Origin of the sequence: Embleya sp. NPDC050154, assembly GCF_044460165.1 — a bacterium.
Lineage (GTDB): Bacteria > Actinomycetota > Actinomycetes > Streptomycetales > Streptomycetaceae > Embleya.
In genome coordinates this window covers 24,359-44,995 of record NZ_JBITJP010000046.1, presented here as the reverse complement: position 1 = coordinate 44,995, position 20,637 = coordinate 24,359, and the positions used below count along the sequence as shown (strand labels likewise).

General features: G+C 68.8%; 18 protein-coding genes and 3 pseudogenes. 12 read left to right on the top strand and 9 right to left on the bottom strand.

Features of this window, described 5'->3' with window-relative positions; genetic code table 11:
• The 4 genes and pseudogenes from ACIBSV_RS48830 to ACIBSV_RS48815 all read left to right on the top strand — a co-directional run.
• Positions 1-183 (top strand): class I SAM-dependent methyltransferase (locus ACIBSV_RS48830; protein ID WP_395874151.1); only part of this gene is annotated, 183 nt, incomplete at its 5' end.
• A gap of 1,036 nt (positions 184-1,219) precedes the next feature.
• Positions 1,220-1,363: pseudogene (locus ACIBSV_RS48825) on the top strand (acetyl-CoA C-acetyltransferase); the annotation flags it as partial.
• 102 nt (positions 1,364-1,465) lie between these two features.
• Positions 1,466-2,233 carry an SDR family NAD(P)-dependent oxidoreductase gene (locus ACIBSV_RS48820; protein WP_395874159.1) on the top strand — a complete coding sequence of 256 codons (768 nt, stop codon included), beginning with the start codon at positions 1,466-1,468 and terminating at the stop codon, positions 2,231-2,233.
• 473 nt (positions 2,234-2,706) lie between these two features.
• Entirely contained in the window at positions 2,707-3,273 is a 567-nt protein-coding gene (locus tag ACIBSV_RS48815; protein ID WP_395874149.1) for a hypothetical protein, read from the top strand.
• Between the two features lie 112 nt (positions 3,274-3,385).
• Here ACIBSV_RS48815 and ACIBSV_RS48810 read toward each other — a convergent pair whose 3' ends face one another.
• Complete coding sequence (locus ACIBSV_RS48810; RefSeq protein ID WP_395874147.1) at positions 3,386-3,610, bottom strand: hypothetical protein; 225 nt, start codon at positions 3,608-3,610, stop codon at positions 3,386-3,388.
• A 646-nt stretch (positions 3,611-4,256) separates the two neighbouring features.
• Positions 4,257-5,165: an NAD(P)-dependent oxidoreductase gene (locus ACIBSV_RS48805; RefSeq protein ID WP_395874145.1), complete on the bottom strand. Its 909-nt coding sequence runs from the start codon at positions 5,163-5,165 to the stop codon at positions 4,257-4,259.
• Between the two features lie 59 nt (positions 5,166-5,224).
• On the opposite strand from ACIBSV_RS48805, the gene ACIBSV_RS48800 reads away from it, so the two are divergent.
• Positions 5,225-5,671 carry a MerR family transcriptional regulator gene (locus tag ACIBSV_RS48800; protein WP_395874143.1) on the top strand — a complete coding sequence of 149 codons (447 nt, stop codon included), beginning with the start codon at positions 5,225-5,227 and terminating at the stop codon, positions 5,669-5,671.
• A gap of 1,160 nt (positions 5,672-6,831) precedes the next feature.
• Here the strand turns inward: ACIBSV_RS48800 and ACIBSV_RS48795 are convergent.
• Entirely contained in the window at positions 6,832-7,848 is a 1,017-nt protein-coding gene (locus ACIBSV_RS48795) for an ankyrin repeat domain-containing protein (protein WP_395874141.1), read from the bottom strand.
• A 119-nt stretch (positions 7,849-7,967) separates the two neighbouring features.
• Between ACIBSV_RS48795 and ACIBSV_RS48790 the strand changes: the two are divergent.
• Positions 7,968-8,344, top strand: a pseudogene (locus ACIBSV_RS48790) (transposase); the annotation flags it as partial.
• Here ACIBSV_RS48790 and ACIBSV_RS48785 read toward each other — a convergent pair.
• The 3 genes and pseudogenes from ACIBSV_RS48785 to ACIBSV_RS48775 form a co-directional block, all read right to left on the bottom strand.
• Positions 8,334-8,724, bottom strand: a pseudogene (locus ACIBSV_RS48785) (transposase); the annotation flags it as partial. The pseudogenes ACIBSV_RS48790 and ACIBSV_RS48785 overlap by 11 nt on opposite strands.
• Before the next feature lie 10 nt (positions 8,725-8,734).
• Entirely contained in the window at positions 8,735-9,220 is a 486-nt protein-coding gene (locus ACIBSV_RS48780) for a DUF4873 domain-containing protein (protein ID WP_395874139.1), read from the bottom strand.
• A 353-nt stretch (positions 9,221-9,573) separates the two neighbouring features.
• The gene (locus ACIBSV_RS48775; protein ID WP_395874137.1) at positions 9,574-9,951 is read right to left on the bottom strand and encodes an ArsR/SmtB family transcription factor; all 378 of its coding nucleotides are present in this window, start codon (positions 9,949-9,951) and stop codon (positions 9,574-9,576) included.
• A gap of 96 nt (positions 9,952-10,047) precedes the next feature.
• Here ACIBSV_RS48775 and ACIBSV_RS48770 point away from each other — a divergent pair, with 96 nt between their 5' ends.
• The 3 genes from ACIBSV_RS48770 (at position 10,048) to ACIBSV_RS48760 (ending at position 12,783) form a co-directional block, all read left to right on the top strand.
• A complete protein-coding gene (locus tag ACIBSV_RS48770) occupies positions 10,048-11,439 on the top strand; it encodes an MFS transporter (RefSeq protein WP_395874136.1) in 1,392 nt (463 codons plus the stop codon).
• Positions 11,436-12,017, top strand: coding sequence for a pyridoxamine 5'-phosphate oxidase family protein (locus ACIBSV_RS48765; RefSeq protein WP_395874134.1), 582 nt, complete (start codon positions 11,436-11,438; stop codon positions 12,015-12,017). The genes ACIBSV_RS48770 and ACIBSV_RS48765 overlap by 4 nt, the downstream gene beginning before the upstream one ends.
• 616 nt (positions 12,018-12,633) lie before the next feature.
• Positions 12,634-12,783, top strand: coding sequence for a hypothetical protein (locus tag ACIBSV_RS48760; RefSeq protein ID WP_395874132.1), 150 nt, complete (start codon positions 12,634-12,636; stop codon positions 12,781-12,783).
• 65 nt (positions 12,784-12,848) lie between these two features.
• On the opposite strand, the gene ACIBSV_RS48755 is transcribed toward ACIBSV_RS48760, so the two are convergent.
• The 3 genes from ACIBSV_RS48755 to ACIBSV_RS48745 form a co-directional block, all read right to left on the bottom strand.
• Complete coding sequence (locus ACIBSV_RS48755) at positions 12,849-14,276, bottom strand: MFS transporter (RefSeq protein ID WP_395874131.1); 1,428 nt, start codon at positions 14,274-14,276, stop codon at positions 12,849-12,851.
• A gap of 139 nt (positions 14,277-14,415) precedes the next feature.
• Positions 14,416-15,804 carry an amidase gene (locus tag ACIBSV_RS48750; RefSeq protein ID WP_395874129.1) on the bottom strand — a complete coding sequence of 463 codons (1,389 nt, stop codon included), beginning with the start codon at positions 15,802-15,804 and terminating at the stop codon, positions 14,416-14,418.
• Positions 15,805-15,928: 124 nt separating this feature from the next.
• A complete protein-coding gene (locus tag ACIBSV_RS48745; RefSeq protein ID WP_395874127.1) occupies positions 15,929-17,548 on the bottom strand; it encodes an amidohydrolase in 1,620 nt (539 codons plus the stop codon).
• Positions 17,549-18,271: 723 nt separating this feature from the next.
• Here ACIBSV_RS48745 and ACIBSV_RS48740 point away from each other — a divergent pair.
• The 3 genes from ACIBSV_RS48740 to ACIBSV_RS48730 all read left to right on the top strand — a co-directional run bounded on the left by ACIBSV_RS48740 (position 18,272) and on the right by ACIBSV_RS48730 (position 20,471).
• The gene (locus tag ACIBSV_RS48740; protein WP_395874125.1) at positions 18,272-19,420 is read left to right on the top strand and encodes an urea transporter; all 1,149 of its coding nucleotides are present in this window, start codon (positions 18,272-18,274) and stop codon (positions 19,418-19,420) included.
• Positions 19,421-19,508: 88 nt separating this feature from the next.
• Complete coding sequence (locus ACIBSV_RS48735) at positions 19,509-19,883, top strand: RidA family protein (RefSeq protein WP_395874123.1); 375 nt, start codon at positions 19,509-19,511, stop codon at positions 19,881-19,883.
• A 39-nt stretch (positions 19,884-19,922) separates the two neighbouring features.
• Positions 19,923-20,471: a helix-turn-helix domain-containing protein gene (locus tag ACIBSV_RS48730; protein ID WP_395874121.1), complete on the top strand. Its 549-nt coding sequence runs from the start codon at positions 19,923-19,925 to the stop codon at positions 20,469-20,471.
• Positions 20,472-20,637: the final 166 nt, after the last annotated feature.

The window sequence follows — 20,637 nt, the reverse complement described above, 5'->3', positions numbered from 1 at the left end:
CCGCACTACGCCGAGACGTTGCGGCTGTGGCGCGAGCGCTTCAACCGGCGCGCGGACGAGGTCGATTCGTTGGGCTTCGACCATGTGTTCCGGCGCATGTGGAACCTGTATCTGTCCTGGTCCGAGGCCGGTTTCCGGTCCGGCTACCTGGACGTGCGGCAATACCTGCTGATGGAGGCATGAGCGACTCGGGCGGTAATGGTCGGCAGGCAAGGGCTGTTACTCGACCGACGCGAGAGTCGCTTCGTTTGTCGACCGAGATCGTAGGGTGCCTCGCTCAGCGGCGGGCACTTCTCCGCACGCCTGATCGACCGCGACGACAACGAGCGCGTGGGCAGCCGGTTGGGCAGCACCTTCTACGGCGAACACCGCATGCTCGACGGGGATGCCTTCCTCGTCACCGTCGTTCCCTGACGGAGCTGAACCGTGTGCGAAGGCCCAGGTTCTTCCGGGACTGTCGAGCCCGGCCCTGCTGGACGGGTCCCTTGCTTGCGAACGACGAGATGTTCGGTGAGCGTAGAGGTCGATGGGTCTTCCTGTGCCGAAGGTGTTGATCAGGGTCTGGAGTTCGGCGGGCGGGGGCTTGGTCGACCTTGCCCGCCAGTAGCGTTGCAGCGTGGCCAGGGTGCCAACCAGCCACGGACGGCCCGGATCGCTTGGGGCCGGGAGGCCGTTCGGGGCTGGTGGGACGTGGGAGTTCCCCCTCTCTGGGTGGTGCGGTTCCAACTCCTCGGCATCGACGCACGGGGGCGGGGGCGGGGCGGATTGGTGGCGAGATACCAGGTAGGTGGCCTCGGCCGGCAGTGTCGCCGGGTCGGCGGTGGCCACCACCAGGCGTGTCGTCCCGTCCGGACCCCACCACCCGAGCCTCGCGTCGGCGGCCACCAGGTCTCGGTGTGCCCGTCACGAAAGCGGCGGATCACCGCGTTCCAGTCGCCGGGATCGCCCGGCCCGCCCCAGGTCGGGACGCGGGCGGCGTCGACCGGGGTATGGGCCTGGTCGCCCTGGGTCCGGATCCCGTGGCGCGGCTTCAACGCCGTCACGAACGGCATTCCGGCGTCGACGAGTTCGCTGCGGAAGCCGTCCCGGTCGCCGTGGGCACAGTCTGCGGCGACCGCCTGAAAGGACACCCCGGCCTTGTCGGCCTCGCGGGCCAGGACGGCCCCGATCCGCAGTTTCGTGCGGAAGTCGGGGTCGTTCCCGCCTTGTGGGAAGTGGTGGGCCGGGGTGCAGCGGGTCGGGCGCACGCATCGCCACGACCCTGATCCACCACATGGTCGACCGCGGCATCCGCTACGGGCTCCAGACGATGTGCGAAGGCGGCGGTCAGGCCAACGCCACCATCTTCGAACTCCTGGCATGACACCGGCCGGGCACACCGGCATCGGCCCTGCCCGCACTCGGTTCCGCGGGACCACACGACCTGCGGAACCGCACACCTCAACAACACCGAGCAAGGAGCTGTATCGATGAGTCGTTACGACGGACGGTCGCTGTTGTCACCGGGGCGGCACGGGGGATCGGGCTGGGCATTGCCACCCGGCTGGCGGCGGAGGGCGCCTCGATCGCGATCATCGACCTCGACGAGGCGGCGGCGAGCCAGGCCGTCAAATCCCTGCCGCTGGCCCCAGCGGCGAAGGCGTATGCGATCGGCGCCGACATCAGCGACGAAGCCGCCGTCGAGGCGGCGGTCGACGGTGTCGTCGACGAGCTGGGTGGCGTCCACGTACTCGTCAACAACGCCGGCATCACCCGCGACGGCCTGGTCTTCAAGCTGACCGAGAACGACTGGGACCTCGTCATGAACGTGCACCTGAAAGGCGCCTTCCTGATGACCAGGGCCGCGCAGAGGCACTTCGTCGCACAGAGGTACGGCAAGATTCTCAACCTCTCCAGCACCTCCGCACTCGGCAAGCGAGGGCAGGCCAACTACGCGACCGCGAAGATGGGGATACAGGGCCTCACCCGCTCCCTGGGCATCGAACTCGGGCCGTTCGGAATCAACGTGAACGCCATCGCACCAGGATTCATCGTCACCGAGATGACCGACGCGACCGCGGCACGCCTGAAGATGGACGTCCAGGAGTTCCGCAAAATCGGAGCCGAGAAGAACCCGATCAAGCGCGTCGGCTTCCCCGACGACGTCGCAGCGGCCGCCGCGTTCCTGTGCAGCGACGAAGCGTCGTACATCACCGGCCAAACCCTGTACGTCGACGGCGGCGCCAAGCTGTAGTCACGCCGGCCCGACTACCACCCTCTTCTCGCCGAGACCGCCACGGCGACGCCCCCGACAGCCGTTGAAACCAACTTCTCGGCGGGCGGCTACCAGCTCGGCCCGTAGAACGGGGGTGTCCCCGATGCCTGCGGCAAGCCGGAGGGTCAACCCTGACCCCAGTGTGACGCTGGTGGGACGGTCAGCAAACGGGCCTTGTCGCCGGCCGCGACGGCAACACACCCCGGGGCTGGGGCCGTTGCCCTTGCGCCTGGGTCAAAGGCCTGTTCGACACGATCACCGCCAGATTCTTGGACGCACAGGGCAGGGCAGGGCAGGTGGAACTCACCCGAGTCCAAGCGGCGGTTCCGGGAGTGTCGCCGACCGGCGCCACTCGCATTACATGAGCAGACAGGGCCATCCAACGATCCAGCCGACCCCGGCGACCGCGTGGAACCGGGAACGGCGACCCCCCGCAATCAGGAGTGCCGACCGTGACCACAGCCCTCCACCCCGGAAGACAGACTGCCGCACAAGCCCTCGCCGACCACCTGGGCGCAGTCAGCCGCCCGGCCGTCATCATCGAACTCCCCTCAACACCCCAGGGCGGCCACGGCGCCCGAATCGAGGCATGGGCGGACATCGAAGGCGGCGGAGTCGCCGTATCCGTCATGCCCTACGTCAGCGTCGCCCGCAAGCCCGAATCCCACCCGATCGCAGAACTGTTCATGCCCTCCTGGGCGACCCGCGCGGAGATCCTGGGCCCGTTCGTCGAGGGCATCCTCACGCACGGCCCCCGCTTCGGGACCCGGCACGGAGGGACACACAAGGCACTCGGTGACCTCGATCTCCGAAAGGTCGCCGCACGCCTGGGCATCGGAACCACCGCCGCCGGCCTCCACATCGATGCCCCATGGGACGAACCCCTCATCCTCGTCCAGCCCGACCCGATGCCCGACGGCCACCCGGATCCCGTCTCCATCGCCCTCTACGGCTCATGGAACAACGCGTCGCTCACCGCTGCCCTGCGCCCACTCATCCACGCGATGCAGGCCCGGTGACCACACCACAAAGGGACCGCGCGCACACGCCCCGCCGTCCTCCGCACCTACTGTTGACCGACGGCGGCCGAATCCGAGGGGCGCTGGCCGGCCGGTTGGGAACGAGTCCGTGTCACCCTCGGAACCGCGCGCGGTCTTCGTGGATCCGCAGCAGCATGCCGGTGAGCGGTTCGCTGCCGTCATCGGGAACGAGCACCATCTGCTGTGCCGCGATGTCCTGATCGGTCCGCGCCCGTTCATCGGTCCCGCCGTGCTGCCACGTGACCTTCGGCTCGAACAGAGGACTGATCTCGCCCCAGCCCGGCCCCGGTTCGAACCGACAGTCCGTCCAGAACATGTCGATCTCTTCGAGAACCAACGTTCCGACGTGCGTGTCACCCCTTCTGAGCTGCCACGATCCGGGCGCCAACTCGCCCCCCTCGCCATTGCACTGCCGGAAACGCCTGTACGGACGGCAGGACGGGATGCGTCCTTGCAGGGGTGGGCACGTTCCACGGGCGCGGCGCGAAAACATCCGGTATGCGTCCGCCAAGGCGTGCGATCTCGCCACGCAACCAGTCTCCGAGAAAGACGGTGGCGGCCTGGCTCGAGGCAAGGACATGCGCGACTCCTTCGTTGCCGACGTGGATCGTCGGACCCTCGGGCGTGTCTTCAAGCCCCCGTCGGGCTCCGCCTTCCGCGCGGCTTCCTCACGGCACCCGACGCACGCGCCGGCCGCGACGACCCCGTCGCCCGGTGGCCGGTCGACCGGCGACGTGGGCACAGTGGTGCGCCTGCACCTCGCAGAGAGGGAGCCTGACCGGCTCTGTTCGCGTGTCGTGGTTCCGGCTCGAGTTCTGTGTGCCCTATGCGCTCGGCAACTCCGTGTCATGGACGCGGGTTCCGGTGGCCGGCGCGGGCCGCGGACCTCTCGGAGTTTACGGGCGGTGCCTTTGCCCCAGAGCCGGTTGAAGCGACCTGTGTGTGTATCGCCCGTAATGAGGTCACGAGGCAGGTGTCGCCTTCTTGAAGACTTCGAACACGGCCAGGTAGTTCTTGCCGCCATGGCCCTCGGCGATCGCCTGCTCGGCGATCGCCTTCATCAGCCGCGGCTGGTCGGAGTGGATGCCCTGCTCCAAGCAGGTGCGGGTGATGTGGTCGAGCGCGTTGAGGTTCATCTCCATGGTGCCCACGTCGCCGGGGTAGTTGCCCTTGTCCAGGTCGGGAGCCTGCTCGGTGAGGGTTGAGTCCAGTATCGAGGGCATGAACCAGTTGAGTGCGAGATCGGCGAATGTGACCGCCGAGACGTTTGCCGACCCGACCAGCGCGGTGGCATGCAGAAAGCCGTTCATGGTCGCGTACATCATGTCGAGCAGTGCCGCGTTGTACAGCACCGCCAGGCTGGGGTCGGAGCCGAGGTACCGGGGAGCGCCCATGCCCGCCAGCGTCGCCCGATGCTTGTCGAAGACGTCCTGTGAACCGCTGTAGAGGAAGACGGAGTCGGGGTGCCCGACGAGGGGCGGCGGCACCATGATCGCGCCGTCCAGGTAGTCGATGCCTCGCTCGGTTGCCCAACTGACCGCTGCGCGCGCCTCTTTCGGAGTACCGGAGTTGAGGTTCACCAGTACGCGGCCCTTCAAGGCGTCACCAGCGGAGTCGAGGACCGCGTACATGGTCTCGTAGTCCTTCAGGCAGATGATCGTGACAGGGCTCGCGGACACCGCCTCGGCGACGGTCCCCGCGCGGTGGACGCCCCTGGTGACGAGGCTGTCGGCTTTCTCCGGGGTGCGGTTCCAGACGGTCGTGAGGTGGCCGTGCCCCAAAAGCGTCTCGGCGAGGGCGAGGCCCATGGGGCCAAGGCCGATGACGGTAACGGGTGCGTGCTGCGGGCTTGCTGATTCCTGGTTCGTCATGCGGCATAGACTGCTGTCTCACATCGATGTGAGAGTCAACTGAACGTGGTGGTCGTCACATGCGCATGGGAGAGTTCTCCCGGCGAACCGGGGTCAGCCAACGCCTGCTGCGCTATTACGAGGAGCAGGGGCTGCTCAAGCCATCGCGGCGGCCAAGCGGATATCGCGAGTTCACGGAAGCGGACATAGCCACAGTGCGGGGCATCCGCCTGCTGCTCGGCGCCGGTCTCAACACCGCCACGATCGCCGAACTGATGCCCTGCATGGTCGACGATGGGCAGACCCTGACCCCGGCCTGTTCTGGCATGCTGCCCGACCTCAACCGCGAACGTGAACGCATCAACGAGGCCGTGGCCGGCCTGCTGGCCGCACGGGAGACGCTGGACACCGTCATCGCCGCCACGGTGCAGGCCGGAGACGACGATCCGGAAGCCTGCTACGCGGCCGGTGCCGCAAAGCCGCCCGGCGACGCCACTGCGGAACCGCTCGGCATCAGGTCTGACTAGCGCCGGATCAGGCGACGTTCACCCTGTTCACGACGGCGCGGAGGCACCGGCCGTCGGCGCGGCGGTTTCGCCGTTTCCGGCCGCGGGGCCGGCGGTCGGCAGTTCACCGCGCGGTACGACCCGGAGACCGAGACCGCCCGCGCTCTCGCCGCGCTGAGCACCGACCCGGGGAGGCCCCTGGAGATGATCAGCGACGACTGGGACAGGCGGCTGTTCGCACGATCCGACATCGATGTTCCTCAGCCCCCGGTTACCGGAAGCGCTGGGGTAGGTGCCGTCCACGATCCGGCGGCATCTGCGAGCCCTGACCGCTCTGGGTCTGGTCGAACTCGGGGCCGGAACATCGATATCAGATCGTGCGCCAAGCCCGCGTCGGCCCTGGTGACGGGCCGACGCGCCATGCCTGGCCGGTGAGATCGGAGACTGAGGCGCAGCCAATCCCCCACTATCTGCGGCAACTCCGGGTGCGAGCTGCGGAGACTGTTCCCGGGGCGGACGCGAAGCGACCCCGTTGTCTGCGGCAAGCCGCGCGACGAGGTCATGGTGGAGGCCGTGGCGTTGCCGGTCGCGGCCGGGCCGACGGTGCGGGCGGCGGCGGGCGCGTTCCTCGACACGCAGCCGAACCCGAACACCACCCGCGCGTAGGCCACCGCCGTCGGCAAGGTCGCCGAGCACCTGGGCGAGACCCAGCCGCTCGCGTCGGTCGCCGATGACGAAGTCGGCAAGGTGCTTGAGTTCGAATGGAGCGGCGCCGCGGTCGACACATGGAGCGCGCGCGGCGGCGCTGTCCTGGTTCGCCTGGTGCCGGGAGCGCGTGCACGCGGCACCGTCGATGCCCGCGTGGGCGAAAAGGCTGCCGCCGCCAGACTCGGCGACCCCGATGCGGTCGAAGACCGCGATCGACCGGCCACTCGCCCGCCGCGAGGTCGGTCTGCGGGAGAAATCGCTCCACCGGATGCTCTACGAGACCGCGGCCCGCGCCGACGAGATCCTCGGGCTCAACGTCGAAGAGCTGAACCTTGCCCAACGTCGCACACCGATACGGGAAACTCGGTACACGAGGTGGTCACCGGCACCGGGGGTCGGCTGATTGGGCATTTCCGGCGGCTTCATCGAGGCCGATGCCTGATTAAACTTGGCACCCTGCTTAGGGGGTTGCCTCACCCGACCCGCGTGACGACCTTCATCCCGGCCAGCTCCCGGGTGAGCCCGCGCCCGTCGCCGAGGGCGTCGTCCCCGCCCTCCATGTCGAGGCGGTGGACCGTCGGGTCGTCCGTGTCCTGCTCATCCAGGTCGGCGACGTACCAGTGGTAGTCGCCCTTTTGGCCGATGCCGTACCAGGCGCGCCGCTCGCGGAAGTACCCCGCCTCGATCTCCGTGCCATGGAAGTCGACGAGGGCGTCGGAGTAGTCGTCGACGCGGACGTCGCCGGCCGTGAAGACGACGGCGAAGAGCCGCTGCGCCCACTCCGGCACCTGCCGCTTGCCGGCCGGTGTGGCGACGACCCAGTCGATCGGCGCGAACCGATCCGGCATCTGCCCGCCGAGTCGTCCGAGCCGTTCGATGACGTGCTCGCCAGGGCCGCCGGCCGGCGGTGGTGGCACCGCGCCGGCGTCCCACAGCAGCTCCCGCAGCACCCGCTCGCTCTCGGAGTCCCCGTCGACGAGGGACAGCGGCGTCGCCTCGGACGACAGGGAGATGTCGGGGTTCGCGCCGGCTGCCAGCAGCAGCCGGACGCACTCGGTCTGAGCCGTCCTCAGGTCCTCGTCGAAGGTCAGGCACTGGAAGCAGACCCCGAGCGGGGTGTCGTCGCCGGAGTCCACGGCGCCGAGGTCGGCACCGGCGTCGATGAGGAGCCGTACGACGGCGGGGTCCGGGATGCTGCCCATCGTGAGGCTGTCCACGGCGACGTGCAGCGGCGTGGAGCCGGCGAAGACGTCGCCCCAGTCGGCGAACCACCGCCCGGCGGCGACCTCCTCGGTCGTCGCCGCCCTCGGGTCCGCGCCCGCTCCCAGCAATGCCGCGACGACCTCGGCGGACCTGGCCGCCGCCGCCAGATGCAGGGGCGTGACCCCGGAACCGTCGAGCGGCCCGAGCGCGGCCCCGTCCCGCAGCGCCCGGTTCACCGCTGCCGAGTCGCCGGCCGCACAGGCCGCCGCGAAATCCCCCGTGGACATCCAACTTCCCCTTCGTCGACGGATCCGCTCATCACCAGCGGCGACGCGATGGTACCGCCGCGGCGCAAACGCCTGGGTCGGGCGCCCCACCGCTTGAGAAGGCGTCTCATTTGGATGCGGTGACGCTTGTGGAGCGGTTGGTGCCGGACGAGTTGTGGGGGTTGTTCGAGCGGGTGGTGCCGTCGAGGCCGACTCGTCCGCAGGGCGGTGGGCGTCGAAGGTACGGGGATCGTGAGGTGTTGGCCGGGATCGTGTTCGTGGCGACATCCGGTTGTACGTGGCGACAGTTGCCGCCGGTGTTCGGCGCATCCTGGCAGACGATCCACCGCCGGTTCACGGAGTGGAGTCGCGCCCGCGTGTGGGCGAAACTGCATCGGGTCCTGCTGGATGAACTCGGTGCGAGAGGCCCGGTGGACTGGTCGTGGTGTGCGGTCGATTCGGTCAACACGCGGGCCTTGAAAAAGGGGAGTTGACGGGTCCGAATCCTTCTTTGCGGCGTCCGTTCCCTGGCTGGTCACGGGCACGTCGGTGGAGGTCTTCGCGCTCTGGGTGTCGATGACGGAGCCCGTGGGTTCGGGCTTGCGGCCCTCCTTCACACGGGCCGGCACGGTCAGGTCGTAGTTGAGTCGGGCGAAGATTCCCTCGTCGCGCCACGCCGCGTGGTAGGCGTGGGTCGGAAAGTCGTGGGGGAGGTATTTCCAGGGAATTCCGGTGCGGTTCACATAGAGAATCGCGTTGAACACGTCGCGGAGCTGGACTCTGGCCGGCCGGTGGGTCTGCGGTCGAGCGGGCTTTTCTCCATGCCGTCAACGTCGGCTCGATCAGCGCCCATCGGGCGTCGGACAGGTCGCTCGGGTACGGCTTCCGCTGGCTCACGGAAGAGCTCCTACACGAACAACGGTGCCGAGGACCGTACTTGGCTGATAGGGAGTTTCCGTGCCATCGACAAGCCAGACGGAATCCGGGTGCGATGAGCGGAGCAAACAGGCATCCAAAGCCGGAGCTTCACGGATGCGAGGATGCATGTATGGCGCAAGTCCTGCCGAACGCCACTGACAGCCGAGCAACTTAACGCCTCAACCTGTAGCTGAATCCCCACTCGGAACGGTGGTGTCCCGGTGCCGGTGACGTGGGCCTGGCGGTCCAGGACATCGTCGGTGGTGAAGCGGGCCGCGTGCCGGCCGTAGCGCAGCACGCGGATCCAGGCCGTGGCGATGCGGTGCATGTCGGATGCGTCGACGGACCACACCTGTCCGCGCCACGTCCCGTTCGGGTTGGCTTGCAGGCGTGCCTCTACGGGGACGGTGACGCCGTCGGCCACCACGAGGGCCGGTCCGTCGTAGCGGTCGGGACGAGGTTCGCCCCCGCTCACCTGTTGGCTCCACCGATCGGCGTGAGGTGGCCCGCGTCGACGGCGAGGCGGCTTTCGATCTCGCGGTCGGGATCGTGGAGCGCTCGTACGTCTGTCGGGTGTCCATGGTCCGAATCTGCGTCGGCGATCCGGGCCGCCGCGCCCGCCCCGGTCCCGGCCGACGCGAAGACGACCGACTCGTCGACCGATTCGGTTTCGCCGGCGCCGGACTGCGTGTGACGCAGGCGATGGTCGGCCTCGGGCGCGTCGGTCAGGATCGCCGAGGCCGATTCTCGCGAAGGTCCCTCGTGAGGCACACCGCCGAGGCAGCCCTCGCCCCCCTGGGGTGACGGTCGGATCGGCCGCTCGGGTGGTCAGCTCGCCGGCCGTCGCGACGAATCCGCCGACAGCGGTTTCTGGTCGGCCCCGGGGCTGGGGGGTGTTGCTCCCAGGACGGCAGCCAAAAGCCCCGGGAAGCGGTGCTCGAGCTCGGCTCGACGCAGGTGGCTGGGACGGGAGGTGCCGTCGATGCGGGTCGAGACCACACCGCTCTCGCGCAGGATGCGCACATGGTGTGACGCCGTCGAAACCTTGACCGGTACGTCGAGCGAGCTACATGTGGCCTCGCCCACGATGTCGAGTTCGCGCACGATGCGGAGTCGGATGGGGTCGGAAAGTGCCTGAAGGACGGTGGCGATGTCGACCCGAGCGAGGTCGGGTTGCGGCAGCAGCGTGTGTGTGGGCGTATGCACGTCTTCGACTCCATGGAGATCCGGCCTATTACGATGTTCATCGGAATAGAGTTACGATGCTCGTCGTAGCTTACGTTGGCTGTCGAAGGAGTGCATGTGTCCAGCCCACATACCCCGCACCTGCCGCCGCACGCGACCGCGGCCACAGGGCCCGACGTCCCCGTCACCCGAACGTCCCGACCGAACCCGTCCGCCGACCGGATCGAACCCGACATCGCGCAGGCCCCGGGCAGCGATCACGCCTGGCGTCGGCACGCCGCAGTCCTTGCGATCGGCACGTTCGTGATGGGAACCGACGCATTCGTCATCTCCGGCGTCCTGCCCGATATCGCCGACTCACTCCACGTAGGGATCGGCGCGGCCGGACAACTGGTCACCGTGTTCTCCATCGCCTACGCGCTGCTCACCCCCGTGCTCACCGCGCTGACGACACGCTGGTCGCGACGGACCGTACTCGTGACCGCCCTCATCATCTTCGCGATCGGCAACGTGGCCACGGCCGTCGTACCCGGCTACTGGGCTGTTCTCGTCACACGCGTGGTCGCGGCGGCGGGCGCGGGACTGTTCACCGCGAACGCCAGCGCCACCGCCTCGACTCTCGCCGGACCCGCACATCGCGGCAAGGCCATCTCACTCGTCATGCTCGGCATCACCCTGTCGCTCGTCCTGGGTGCGCCGCTGGGAACCGTGCTGGGCAACGCAATGGGTTGGCGTGCCACGATGTGGTGCGTGGCGGCTCTGGGGCTCCTGGTCGCACCCGTCCTGTTGTTCTGCCTCCCGAACATCGATCGTGTCACCACCCGCACCGGACTGCGGGGCGGCTTCAAGCCGCTGCGTTCGCAAGGTTTACGGCGGCAATTGACCATCACCGTGCTCGCCTTCACCGGCATCTACATCCCGTACACCTACCTGAGCGCCATCTTCGAACCCGCCACCGGCGGCGGAGAGGGCGGCGAACTGGCTCTGCTGGTACTGGCGTTCGGAATCGCGGGGACAATCGGAAACCTGATGGCCGGACATCTCGCGGACCGTCGCGGCGCCCGCCGAGCCGTGCTCGGCGGGCTGTCCGCCATCGTCGCGGTCTTCCTCGTCCTGCCCGCGCTGCGCGGATCGATGGCCCTCGCGGTTCCCGCGGCGGCCCTGACCGGACTGGTCTCCCTCGCGATCACCACGCCGCAACAGCAACAGCTCATCGCCGGATGGTCCGGCCCGACCATGCTCGTCACCTCCCTCTACCAATCGTCGCTGTACGCGGCTGTCGCGCTCGCCGGAGCCGTGGGCGCGGGCGGACTCGCGGTGATCGGCTCCCTCGGCCTGGCCCCGTTCGCCGCCGCCTTCGTACTGCTCGCCGCAGCGTTGTCCTGGCACTGGGGACGCGAACGAAACGCTCCCAAGACGGACGACGATCACACCGCGCACCACGTCGCACCCTCCCACCACGCCGCGTACGCGACCGACCTCCCCCGCACAGGAAGGCAGAAGTCATGACCCGCTACGCCCAAGTCGCCTACACCGAATCCGTCCGACAGGCCCAACGCAGACACGCCAGTCCCGTCGCCGACCGCCACCCGACCGGCCATCCGGACCATCGACCCGATCCGCTCACCGTGTTCGAAGCCGCCTTCATCGGCGAAAGCGACGGCTTCTACCTGGGAAGCGTCGGCGACACAGGATGGCCGTACATCCAGTACCGGGGAGGACCGGCGGGTTTCGTGCACGTCCTCGACACCCACACCCTCGCCTACGCCGACGTTCGGGGAAACCGGCAGTACATCACCACGGGGAACATCGGCGCCGACGATCGCGTGGCGCTGTTCTTCATGGACTATGCCAGCCGCGCACGACTGAAACTGTTCGGCCACGCCACTGCTCACGACCCGACACAAAACCCCGACCTGGCCGCTCGACTCGGCGTGATCCGCACCCCGGGGAGCGTGGAGCGCCTGATCGTCATCGACGTCGAGGGCTTCAACTGGAACTGCTCCCAACACATCACCCCCCGCTGGACCGAGGCTCAACTCGCCGACACGATGCCCCGACCGGACGAAGCCACGGAACCGGCCTGAGCCCGAAGCGTGCGCCCGGGGCGGGCACAGACACACCGATGCTCATCGGCCGGCCCGGGCCCACGCTTGCCACGCCGAAAGTCGCCACCGGCTGCGACCCGCAATCGCCAAGGGTCGCGCTGGTGCGGGAACTGAGCTTCCCCCGTTGTGCAAGAGGTATTGATTAGCTGGTCAGGGCGGCTTGCGGGGGTTCGATGACTGCCTGATGGCCGTCGCTTGGTTGGGCGTAGTGCCTCTCGTCGTATACCGACGACCTGACCGATGAACAGGGGCACGGCCGCCAACGGCCACGCCCGCCACCGCCCGCGACCGTCCCGCATCCACACCCATCCCAGCAACGCGATCGGCCCACTCCACCAGCGTGCCAAACCGGTTGCCGCGGGCACCACGGACTTCGGTCGGCGACCTCCTCCGGGCGGGGCCCGAACCGACCCCCGCGGACGCGCTCGCGCGACTCGTCCAGGACCTCGAGCCACTCCGAGATCCTGAGGACACCGGGCGCATCATGATCCACGCCTGGAGCGAATCGTTGCGCGACCCGGGACTGCGCGATGTCCTCGCGCGACTACAAACCGACATGTTGAGTGAACTCACGCAACTGGCACGGTAGTTCGCCGTGAACGGCCATCCTCCTTCCGGCGCCGATCCGAGCGCCGCAGGGCGCACTCACCTGTCGATGATCCAGGGCTACGTCGTACGGCACCACGTTTCGGGCGACCTGACACCGGAACGCTATCCGGAGGGTCTGCGTGGGATCTTCCGGTGACCCGCGCCCGCCCCGGGTTGACAAGCACGGCGCCCCGTTTCAGCGGGCCACCCCGGTACCCGTTTTCACTCGCGACGGCCCGACGCCGACGTCGAGCGGGCGACGGGCCGCTCGGGCGCGCGGCCGGGGCCGGAAGGTGCTGCCTCGGCGCGACCGGGGTGTCGAAGGCGCGTCGCCAGAACGAGGCAGGCGCAGACCGCGGACATGGCCGCGGAGACCCACAGTGCGGCGTCGGCCCCCTCGGCCGCGTCCGCGCTCCCGGTTGACACCGTGACGACGATGGCCACACCGAGGGCGGAACCGATGTACCGCGCCGTGTTGTTGGCGCCGGAGCCCATGCTGGTGCGATCCGGCGGCACCGTCGCGACGGCCTGGCCGGCGAGCGTCGCGTTCATCACGCCGCTGCTGATGCCTGCGATGAACAGACCGGGCAACAGACGGGGCCAGGAATCGGCCCCACAGGCCCCCAGCATGGCCAGGGTACCCACCGCGGCCATCACCAACGCGATGGTGATGCGACTGCCCGGTGACACGCGTCCGGCCAAACGTCGAGCGGCGAGCGCGACGACGAAGGAGGTGCCGGCCCACGCCGTGTAGATCTCCGCCGTGTGCAGGGGGCTGAGACCCATCGTGGTCTGGAGCAGGGTCGGCAGGTAGCTCATCAGGGCGATCGTTCCCAATCCGTTCGCGAACGCCCCGGTGGTGGCCGCGACGAAGGCGCGATCGGCGAACAGCGCCATGTCCAGCATCGGCTCGCGTCGGCGGTTCTCCACCACCACGAACAGGATCAGCATCACCGCGGTGGCCGCGCCGAGCCATCCTGTCTCGGGGCGTGTCCAGCCCTCGCGACCGAACGTCAGCGTCGTGATCAGGAGCGCCACCCCGGCGGTCAACGTGATCATGCCCCAGAGGTCGACCCTGCGTGGCCGTTGCGCTCGTGACTCCGACATGCGGACGACGGCCGCGACCGCCAGGACCGCCGAGCTCGCGGCCAGGCCGACGTAGAACAGTCGCCAGTCGCCGAGTGCCTCGGCCAGGGCGGACGCCAGCGGCCCGAGGGCGATACCCGCACCGAGCATCGCCCCCCAGATACCGGTCGCCCGGGTGCGGGCCCGGGCATCCGGGTGGGCGTTGGCGAGTGCGCCGAGTCCGGCTGCGATGACGGCGGCGGTCGCGGTGCCTTGGGCGAACCTGCCCAGGACGAAGAGTCCCGTCGAAGGAGCTGCGGCGCACACCAGTGACGCCGCGGCCAACGCGACGAGCCCCGCGCTGAAGACCCTACGGCGGCCGAAGTTGTCCGCCAGGCTGCCCGAAGTGAGCAAAGTGGCGGCCAGCCCCACAGCTATGCCGTTGAGGATCCAGGTCTTGCCGGCGGCACTGCTGTCGAAAGACGCCGCCATGTCCGGCAGCACGGCCATCGGAGCGGTGTAGTTCATCAAGGCGAGAAGCGTCGCGGCGCAGGTCACGAACGCGGTGGCGTCGCGGCCTCGCACGTCCGGCCTCACCTCGCGTGATGGCATCGGCACAGTGGCCTCCGGATTCGTTCGTGCGTGGCGAGCGCGGTGGATCCCTCGACTCGCCCGACCCCGAGGGCCGGCCGATGGCGGGCGCGGCCTCGGGACGATCGGGCGTTCAACGCGACGCCATCCCGGCGCGGATGCGTTGCGCTGCGGCGAGGAGCCGTCGCTCCTGGTGGTAGGGGGCCACGAGTTGGACCGAGGAGGGCTGCTCCCCCGGGTTCGCGGCCAGTGGCACGGTGACCGCCGGGTGCCCGGTGTGGTTGAACAGGGAGGTGAGCCGCACCATCGCGGGGGTGACGAGTTGTTCTATCCCGGCGATGGTGACCGTCGCACGGTCTGCCTCGGGTACGTCGATGAGCAGTGTCGGGAGCGCGAGCACGTCCACGTCCTCGAGGAGCCGGTCGATCGCACGGCACAACTCTCCGCGGGCCTCCCGTGCCGCGGTGTAAGCCTCGGTCGAGACGTCGGCGCCGATCTCGCACACCGCGGTCATGCCGTCGCCGTACCGGGTCTCCTTGGGGCCGAAGCGTTGCCGGTGGTACCGGGACATCTCGGCGCTGAGGACGGTCATGTGTACGGCGGACACGGCGTCGAGGTTGGGCAGCGACACCTCGCGGACATCGGCTCCCTCGGCGCGTAGGACTTGTGTCAGGTGCTCGTAGTCGCGGCGAACCGCGTCGCTCCGGATGGGCAGTTGCGGGACCACGCCGACGCGCAGGGAGGAGAGGGCCGGCACGTCGGCCGGCACGGCGGGTCCGTCCCCGGGTTGGAGGGCCGCCAGGAACGACGCGGAGTCGCCGAGGGTGCGGGTGAGGATGCCGACGTGGTCGAGCGAATGCGCGAGGGGCACGATGCCGTCGAGTGGCAGCAGGGAATGTGTGGGTTTCAGGCCGACGACTCCGCAGCAGTGGGCGGGGATGCGCACGCTGCCGCCGGTGTCGGTGGCGATGTCCGCGAACGACATTCCGGTTGCTACCGCCACCGCCGCCCCGCCGCTGGAACCCCCAGGGGACAGCGCCGTGTTCAGCGGGTTGCGGGCGGGGCCCGAGGTGGACAGCGCGAACTCGTCGAGGGACGTCTTTCCCAGGATGACCGCTCCCGTCCCGCGCAGAACGCGGACGATCTCGGCGTCGTATGCGGCGACATGGCCCCGCAGCACGGCCGATCCGGCTTCAAGGGGAAGACCCGCCACGGCACAGATGTCCTTGACCGAGACCGGAATTCCGTCCCAGGGCCCGAGAGCCTCGCCGCGTCGGTGCCGCTTCTCGGACTGCGTCGCCGCCTCGAGGGCCTCGGCTGCCGCGACGTGGACGAACGCACGAAGGCGGGGGTTGAGGCGGTTGACGCGATTGAGAGCGGCCTTGGTGAGTTCGACCGGTGAAAGCGCTCTGGTCTTCAACAGTTCGCCTACGTGTTCGACGCTCGCCAGGAGGACCTCGTCGTGGGGAAGGCTGGGGCGGTTGCCCGGGGCTGCGTCCCGGGTGCCGTGGGTTTCGGTCATCAGGACCAGGTCCTTCGGTTGGCTGCGGTTCGTCGAGCGCCCCGGTGGGCGCCCGCGGGCGATATGTGCGGCGCCGTGGCGTGTGGTGTCGGCGCCGCGTCCGGGGGAGCGGGCCGGCGGACGTTCACGAGGACCACACGCGTTCGGCGCCGACCCACGTGGACAGGACGTTCGCTTCGCTGACGCCTTCGGGTCCCGCCGTGATGATGTCGGTGTCCAAGACGGTGAAGTCCGCCAGGTAGCCGGGCGCGAGCCGGCCCTTGTGGTCGCCCTCGCCGCAGGCATGGGCCGATCCCACACTGTAGAGCTCGAGCGCCTCCAGGACGTTGATCCGCTGGTCGGCGCCGATGACCTGGCCCTCGGCGGTCGCCCGGGTGGTCATGGAGGCGATGGCGGTCAGGGGGGCGATAGGGGTCGTCGGGTAGTCGGAGGAGCCCCCGACGACGATGCCGGCGTCGAGGAAGGACCGGTGCGGCAGGATCGTGGCCGCTCGGTCCGCACCATAGAAGCCGACGAGCTGCGGGCCGTGCTGGCGAATGGAACCACTGAACGGCACGGGGGTCACGCCTGCGGCACGAATGCGTTCCAGCAGCTGATCGTCGACCATGCTGCAGTGTTCGATCCTGTGGTTGAGACCGGCCCCGGGGGAAGCCGCCTGCGCTGCTTCGATGGCGTCGAGCACCTCGGAGATCGCGCGGTCTCCGTTCGCGTGAACCGCGATGCGCATGCCCTTCGCGTGCACCGCCCCGACCAGATCGGCGAAGGCCCGCTCGTCGACCAGTTGGATGCCGTTCCTGCCGTCCGTGGCGCTGGCGTACGGTGTGCTGCACAGGCATGTTCCGCCGCTCAATGCCCCGTCGTACATGGCCTTGATCCCGAGGAAGCGAAGCCGGTCGTCGCCGAATCCGGCGCCCAGGCCCAGTTCCTCGGCCGTGTCGAAGTAGGTGCTCCACAGCAGCATTCCGACGCGGGCCGTCAAGCGACCTGCGTCGCGCGTCGCCTGGTAGGTGCGCCATACCCGGGGCGTGACGATCGCGTCGCAGTACGACGTGATCCCCACAGAGTGGAGGAGGTTGTTCTCCTCGACCAATGCGTCCATCAACGAGTCCTGGTCCGGCTCGGGGACCCACGGGGGACGCCCGGTGCCGGACCAGTACGGCTCCAGGAACGCCTGTTCGTACAACCACCCATCCAGCCTGCCTGCGGTGTCGAATCCCAACTCCCCGCCCACCGGGGCCTCGGACGCGTCCGTGAGGCCCGTCGATTCCAATGCCTTGGAGTTGACGACCGCGATGTGCCAGTTGAACAGGACGACGACGATCGGATGGCGTGTGGAGATTGCGTCCAGGAAATTCCTGTCGATGCGACTCCCGGCGCTTCGGGCCGGGTTGAACCCGGCGGCGAAGATCCATTCGCCCTCGGGCGTGGCGGCCGCACGGGCGCTCAGTACCCGGCGCAGATCCTCGACGTCCTTCACGGCCGCGGGTGACACGTCCAGTCGCAGCCGTGTTTCCGCGGTGACCGAAGGATGACAGTGGGCGTCGTTGAAACCGGGTACGACCAGCCGATCGCCCAAGTCGACGATTTCGGCGAGCGGGAAGCGATAGCGCAGGTCGGCGAGGGTCCCGGTGTCGATGACGCGTTCCCCGAGCGTGGCGAAGGCCTCCGCGTCCCGATCGAAGGTGACGATGCGCCGGGCCCGAAAGATCCGCAGCGCAGGAGTGGGGGAAGGGGTTCGTGGCATTGGTGCTTTCTCCGGGATCTGAGGAGGAGCGACACCTGTCGGTGGCGCGGCGAGCCCCTGAGGAGCCGCGTTGGGGCGTTCGGTCGACGGACCGCGACTTCTGTCGTGCGCGGTGCTTTGGGGGCTATGCCCGACCAGAATTCTTGCCTAATCTTCTAATGAAGAAAGTTCTACTCCCTGGGGAACGCGGGGTCAAGGCATGTCGGGTCCGTCGAATGAGACACCGGAAGTGGGCCGAACACCTCCCGTCTGCGCTCGATCCTCGGCCCGCGTGACAGCCCGACGGTCCCGGCGTCCCTGGCTGTGGCACCTCACGCCGGGAAAGAACAAGGGAACGGAATCGGGTCTTGCCGGGCGGGTCCGGGGCCTGTACGTTCCTGCGTCATCCGTCGGACTCCGTGAACACACGCAGGCAGTCCGATGCCATACGGCGGTCGCCCAGTCCACCTCACGTCCGGTCACTCCTTCCCGGAACCGACGATCGAGGCCACGAACCGCACTCCGCGCCGAGGAGTCGCGAACCGGCCCCGCGCGACCACATTCCCCCCGCCGCTCGATCAACCGGCAGGTCCCCCGCCGCACGCCGTCGCGACCGGTTCACGCTTCGAAGGGGCAAGCCTGCCGCCCCTACTCCGGCGAGGCCGCCCCGGCGACCGACGCAGCTCAACCCGACGCCCGCGTCGGTCGGGTGTATTCACGACCGGCCCGTCAAGGAGAGACACCATGGGCAACGCCCGCCGTACCATCAGGCCACCGCTGACCAGACAGACCCTCACCGGCGTCGTGCCGAATCTGTCGGCTCGATGTGCCGAGCATCCCGCACTCGATTTCCTGACCAACTGTCTGCGCGGCGTCGGCATGGCCGGCTTCCTCGGCAATCCGCTGACCGGCACCATCATGCTCGTCACCGTGTGGTGGGTGTCGCCCTGGTTCGGCGCGCTCGTCTCGGTGGGAGTGGTGGCGTCGACCGCAACAGCCGCCCTGCTGGGCTTCGACCGCGCCGACGCGCGCCTGGGCCTTTACGGGTTCAACGGCGCGTTGACCGGAGCGGGGGCGGGGGTCCTGCTCGCGCCTTCGTGGAGTCCGACCGTGCTGGCCCTGGCAGCGGCCGCCGCCGCGGTGACGGCGCTGACCATGGGGGCGCTCATGTGCTTCATGACGCGCACCTGGGGGGTGCCCCCGCTGGCCCTGCCGATGAACGGCGTGCTGATGATGCTGGTCATCGCGCTCCAGCAGGCCGACGTCACTCACCTGCGCCCCTACGTGACCCCTCCGGATCCCACCCGTCCCCTCTCGGTCGATCCCACCCTGCGAGACACTCCTGTGGCGATCGCGGGCACCGATTCCTTGACGGATCATGTACGCGCGGTGCTGCACGGCATCAGCCAGTTGTTCTTCCTGGAGAGCGTCCCCGCGGCGTTGGTGTTTCTCGTCGCCATAACCCTGTTCTCGCGACTGCTCGCAGCCCTGGCGCTGTTGGGCTCCGCCGCCGCGGTCGCCACCGCGACTCTGATGGGCTTCGACGGCTTCCTCGTCTACGTCGGGGTCGTGGGCCTCAACGGCGCCCTGGTCTGCATGGCGATCGGAGGAGTGTTCCTGACCCCCTCGGTCAAATCCGCAGTGCTCGGCATTGCCGCCGCCGCCGGCAGTTGCGTCGTCTTCAGCGCCCTCAACGCCGTGATGCGTGTGTGGGGTCTGCCGTCCTCACTCTCCCTGGCCTACTGCCTGATCGTGCCGGTCGTCACCGTGCTCAAATCGAAAGTCGGCGGCGTCGTGGCGGCGGCACCCGCTCCGACGGAGTCGGGCGAGGGACCGATCGAGACCGCCACCCCGCAGGGCACGGAACTCGACCGGGCGGCACGCACCGTCTGAGCTTCCGTCGCGACGTCGCGGCCATGCTCTCTTGCCAGGTCCACGATAGAAGAATATTCTACAAAAAGAGATCCGGAGGAAACAAACAATGACCAACTCGGAACACCTCCCCCAGCCCCTGGGCCCGTACAGTCACGTCCAGACGGCGGGAAACCTGGTCTTCTGCGCCGGGCAACTGGCGCTCGACGCCGACACGTCGAAGCCGCTCTCGCACCTGCCGGCCGGTGAGCAGACGGCGATCGTCCTGCGCAACCTGGAGCGGGTACTGATCGATTCGGGCTCCTCGCTGGGGCAGGTGCTCAAGACCACCATCTACCTCGCCGACCTCTCGGACTACGCCGAGGTGAACACTGTGTACGCTGCGGTGTTCGGTGACCATCGCCCGGCCAGGGCGACGCTCGAGGTCAGCCGCCTCCTGGGCGACCTGGCGGTGGAGATCGACGCGGTGGCAACATCGGAGTGATCGTGACGAAGGGGCGACAAGCCCAATGGTGAGGATCAAGTGGTAGACGCCAGTTTCGGCGCGTCCGTGCGTCATCGCCGCAGGCAGGCGGGGCTGACCCTGGAGGCCCTCGCCGAGAAGAGCGGGGTGTCGAGGGCGTCGCTGTCCAAGATCGAACGCGGTGAGCGAAGGCCGGGCCTGGGCACCGCGGTCGCCATCGCGGACGCGTTGGCGACGCCCCTGTCCGAGCTGCTGGGGCAACACGTCATCCCACCGGTCCAGATCCTTCGCGGGACGAGCAGCGTCGCGATGGTCGACGAGAACACGGGCGCGGTCCGTGAGTCGCTCTTTCCCGCAATGGACGGCGTCGAGATGGTCCGCTACACCGTCCAGGCGGGCAATACCGCGGGGCCCTTCCCTCCCCACGAACCGGGAACCCGCGAAGTCTTCACCATCTTGAGCGGCGGTGTCACCGTACGAGCGGGCACCCACGAAGTGGCCTTGACACAGGGGGACATGGCCGTTCTACCGGGCGATGTCGCCCACGCCATCTGCAACGCGGGCGACGTCCCCGCCGTACTACTCCTGGTGATCATCCGCCGCAGCTGACACCCCACCGCGGGTGGACCGACCACTGCCACGATCGGTCCACCCGCGGTCGCCCACGCGACTGCCCCGCACCGTCTCCGCCCCGTCGCGACAACTTCACGCCAGGCGGGCGCCGTTCGGTCGCGCGGCAGCCTCGAGTTCGACCGTGCACCCGTCGGGATCCTGA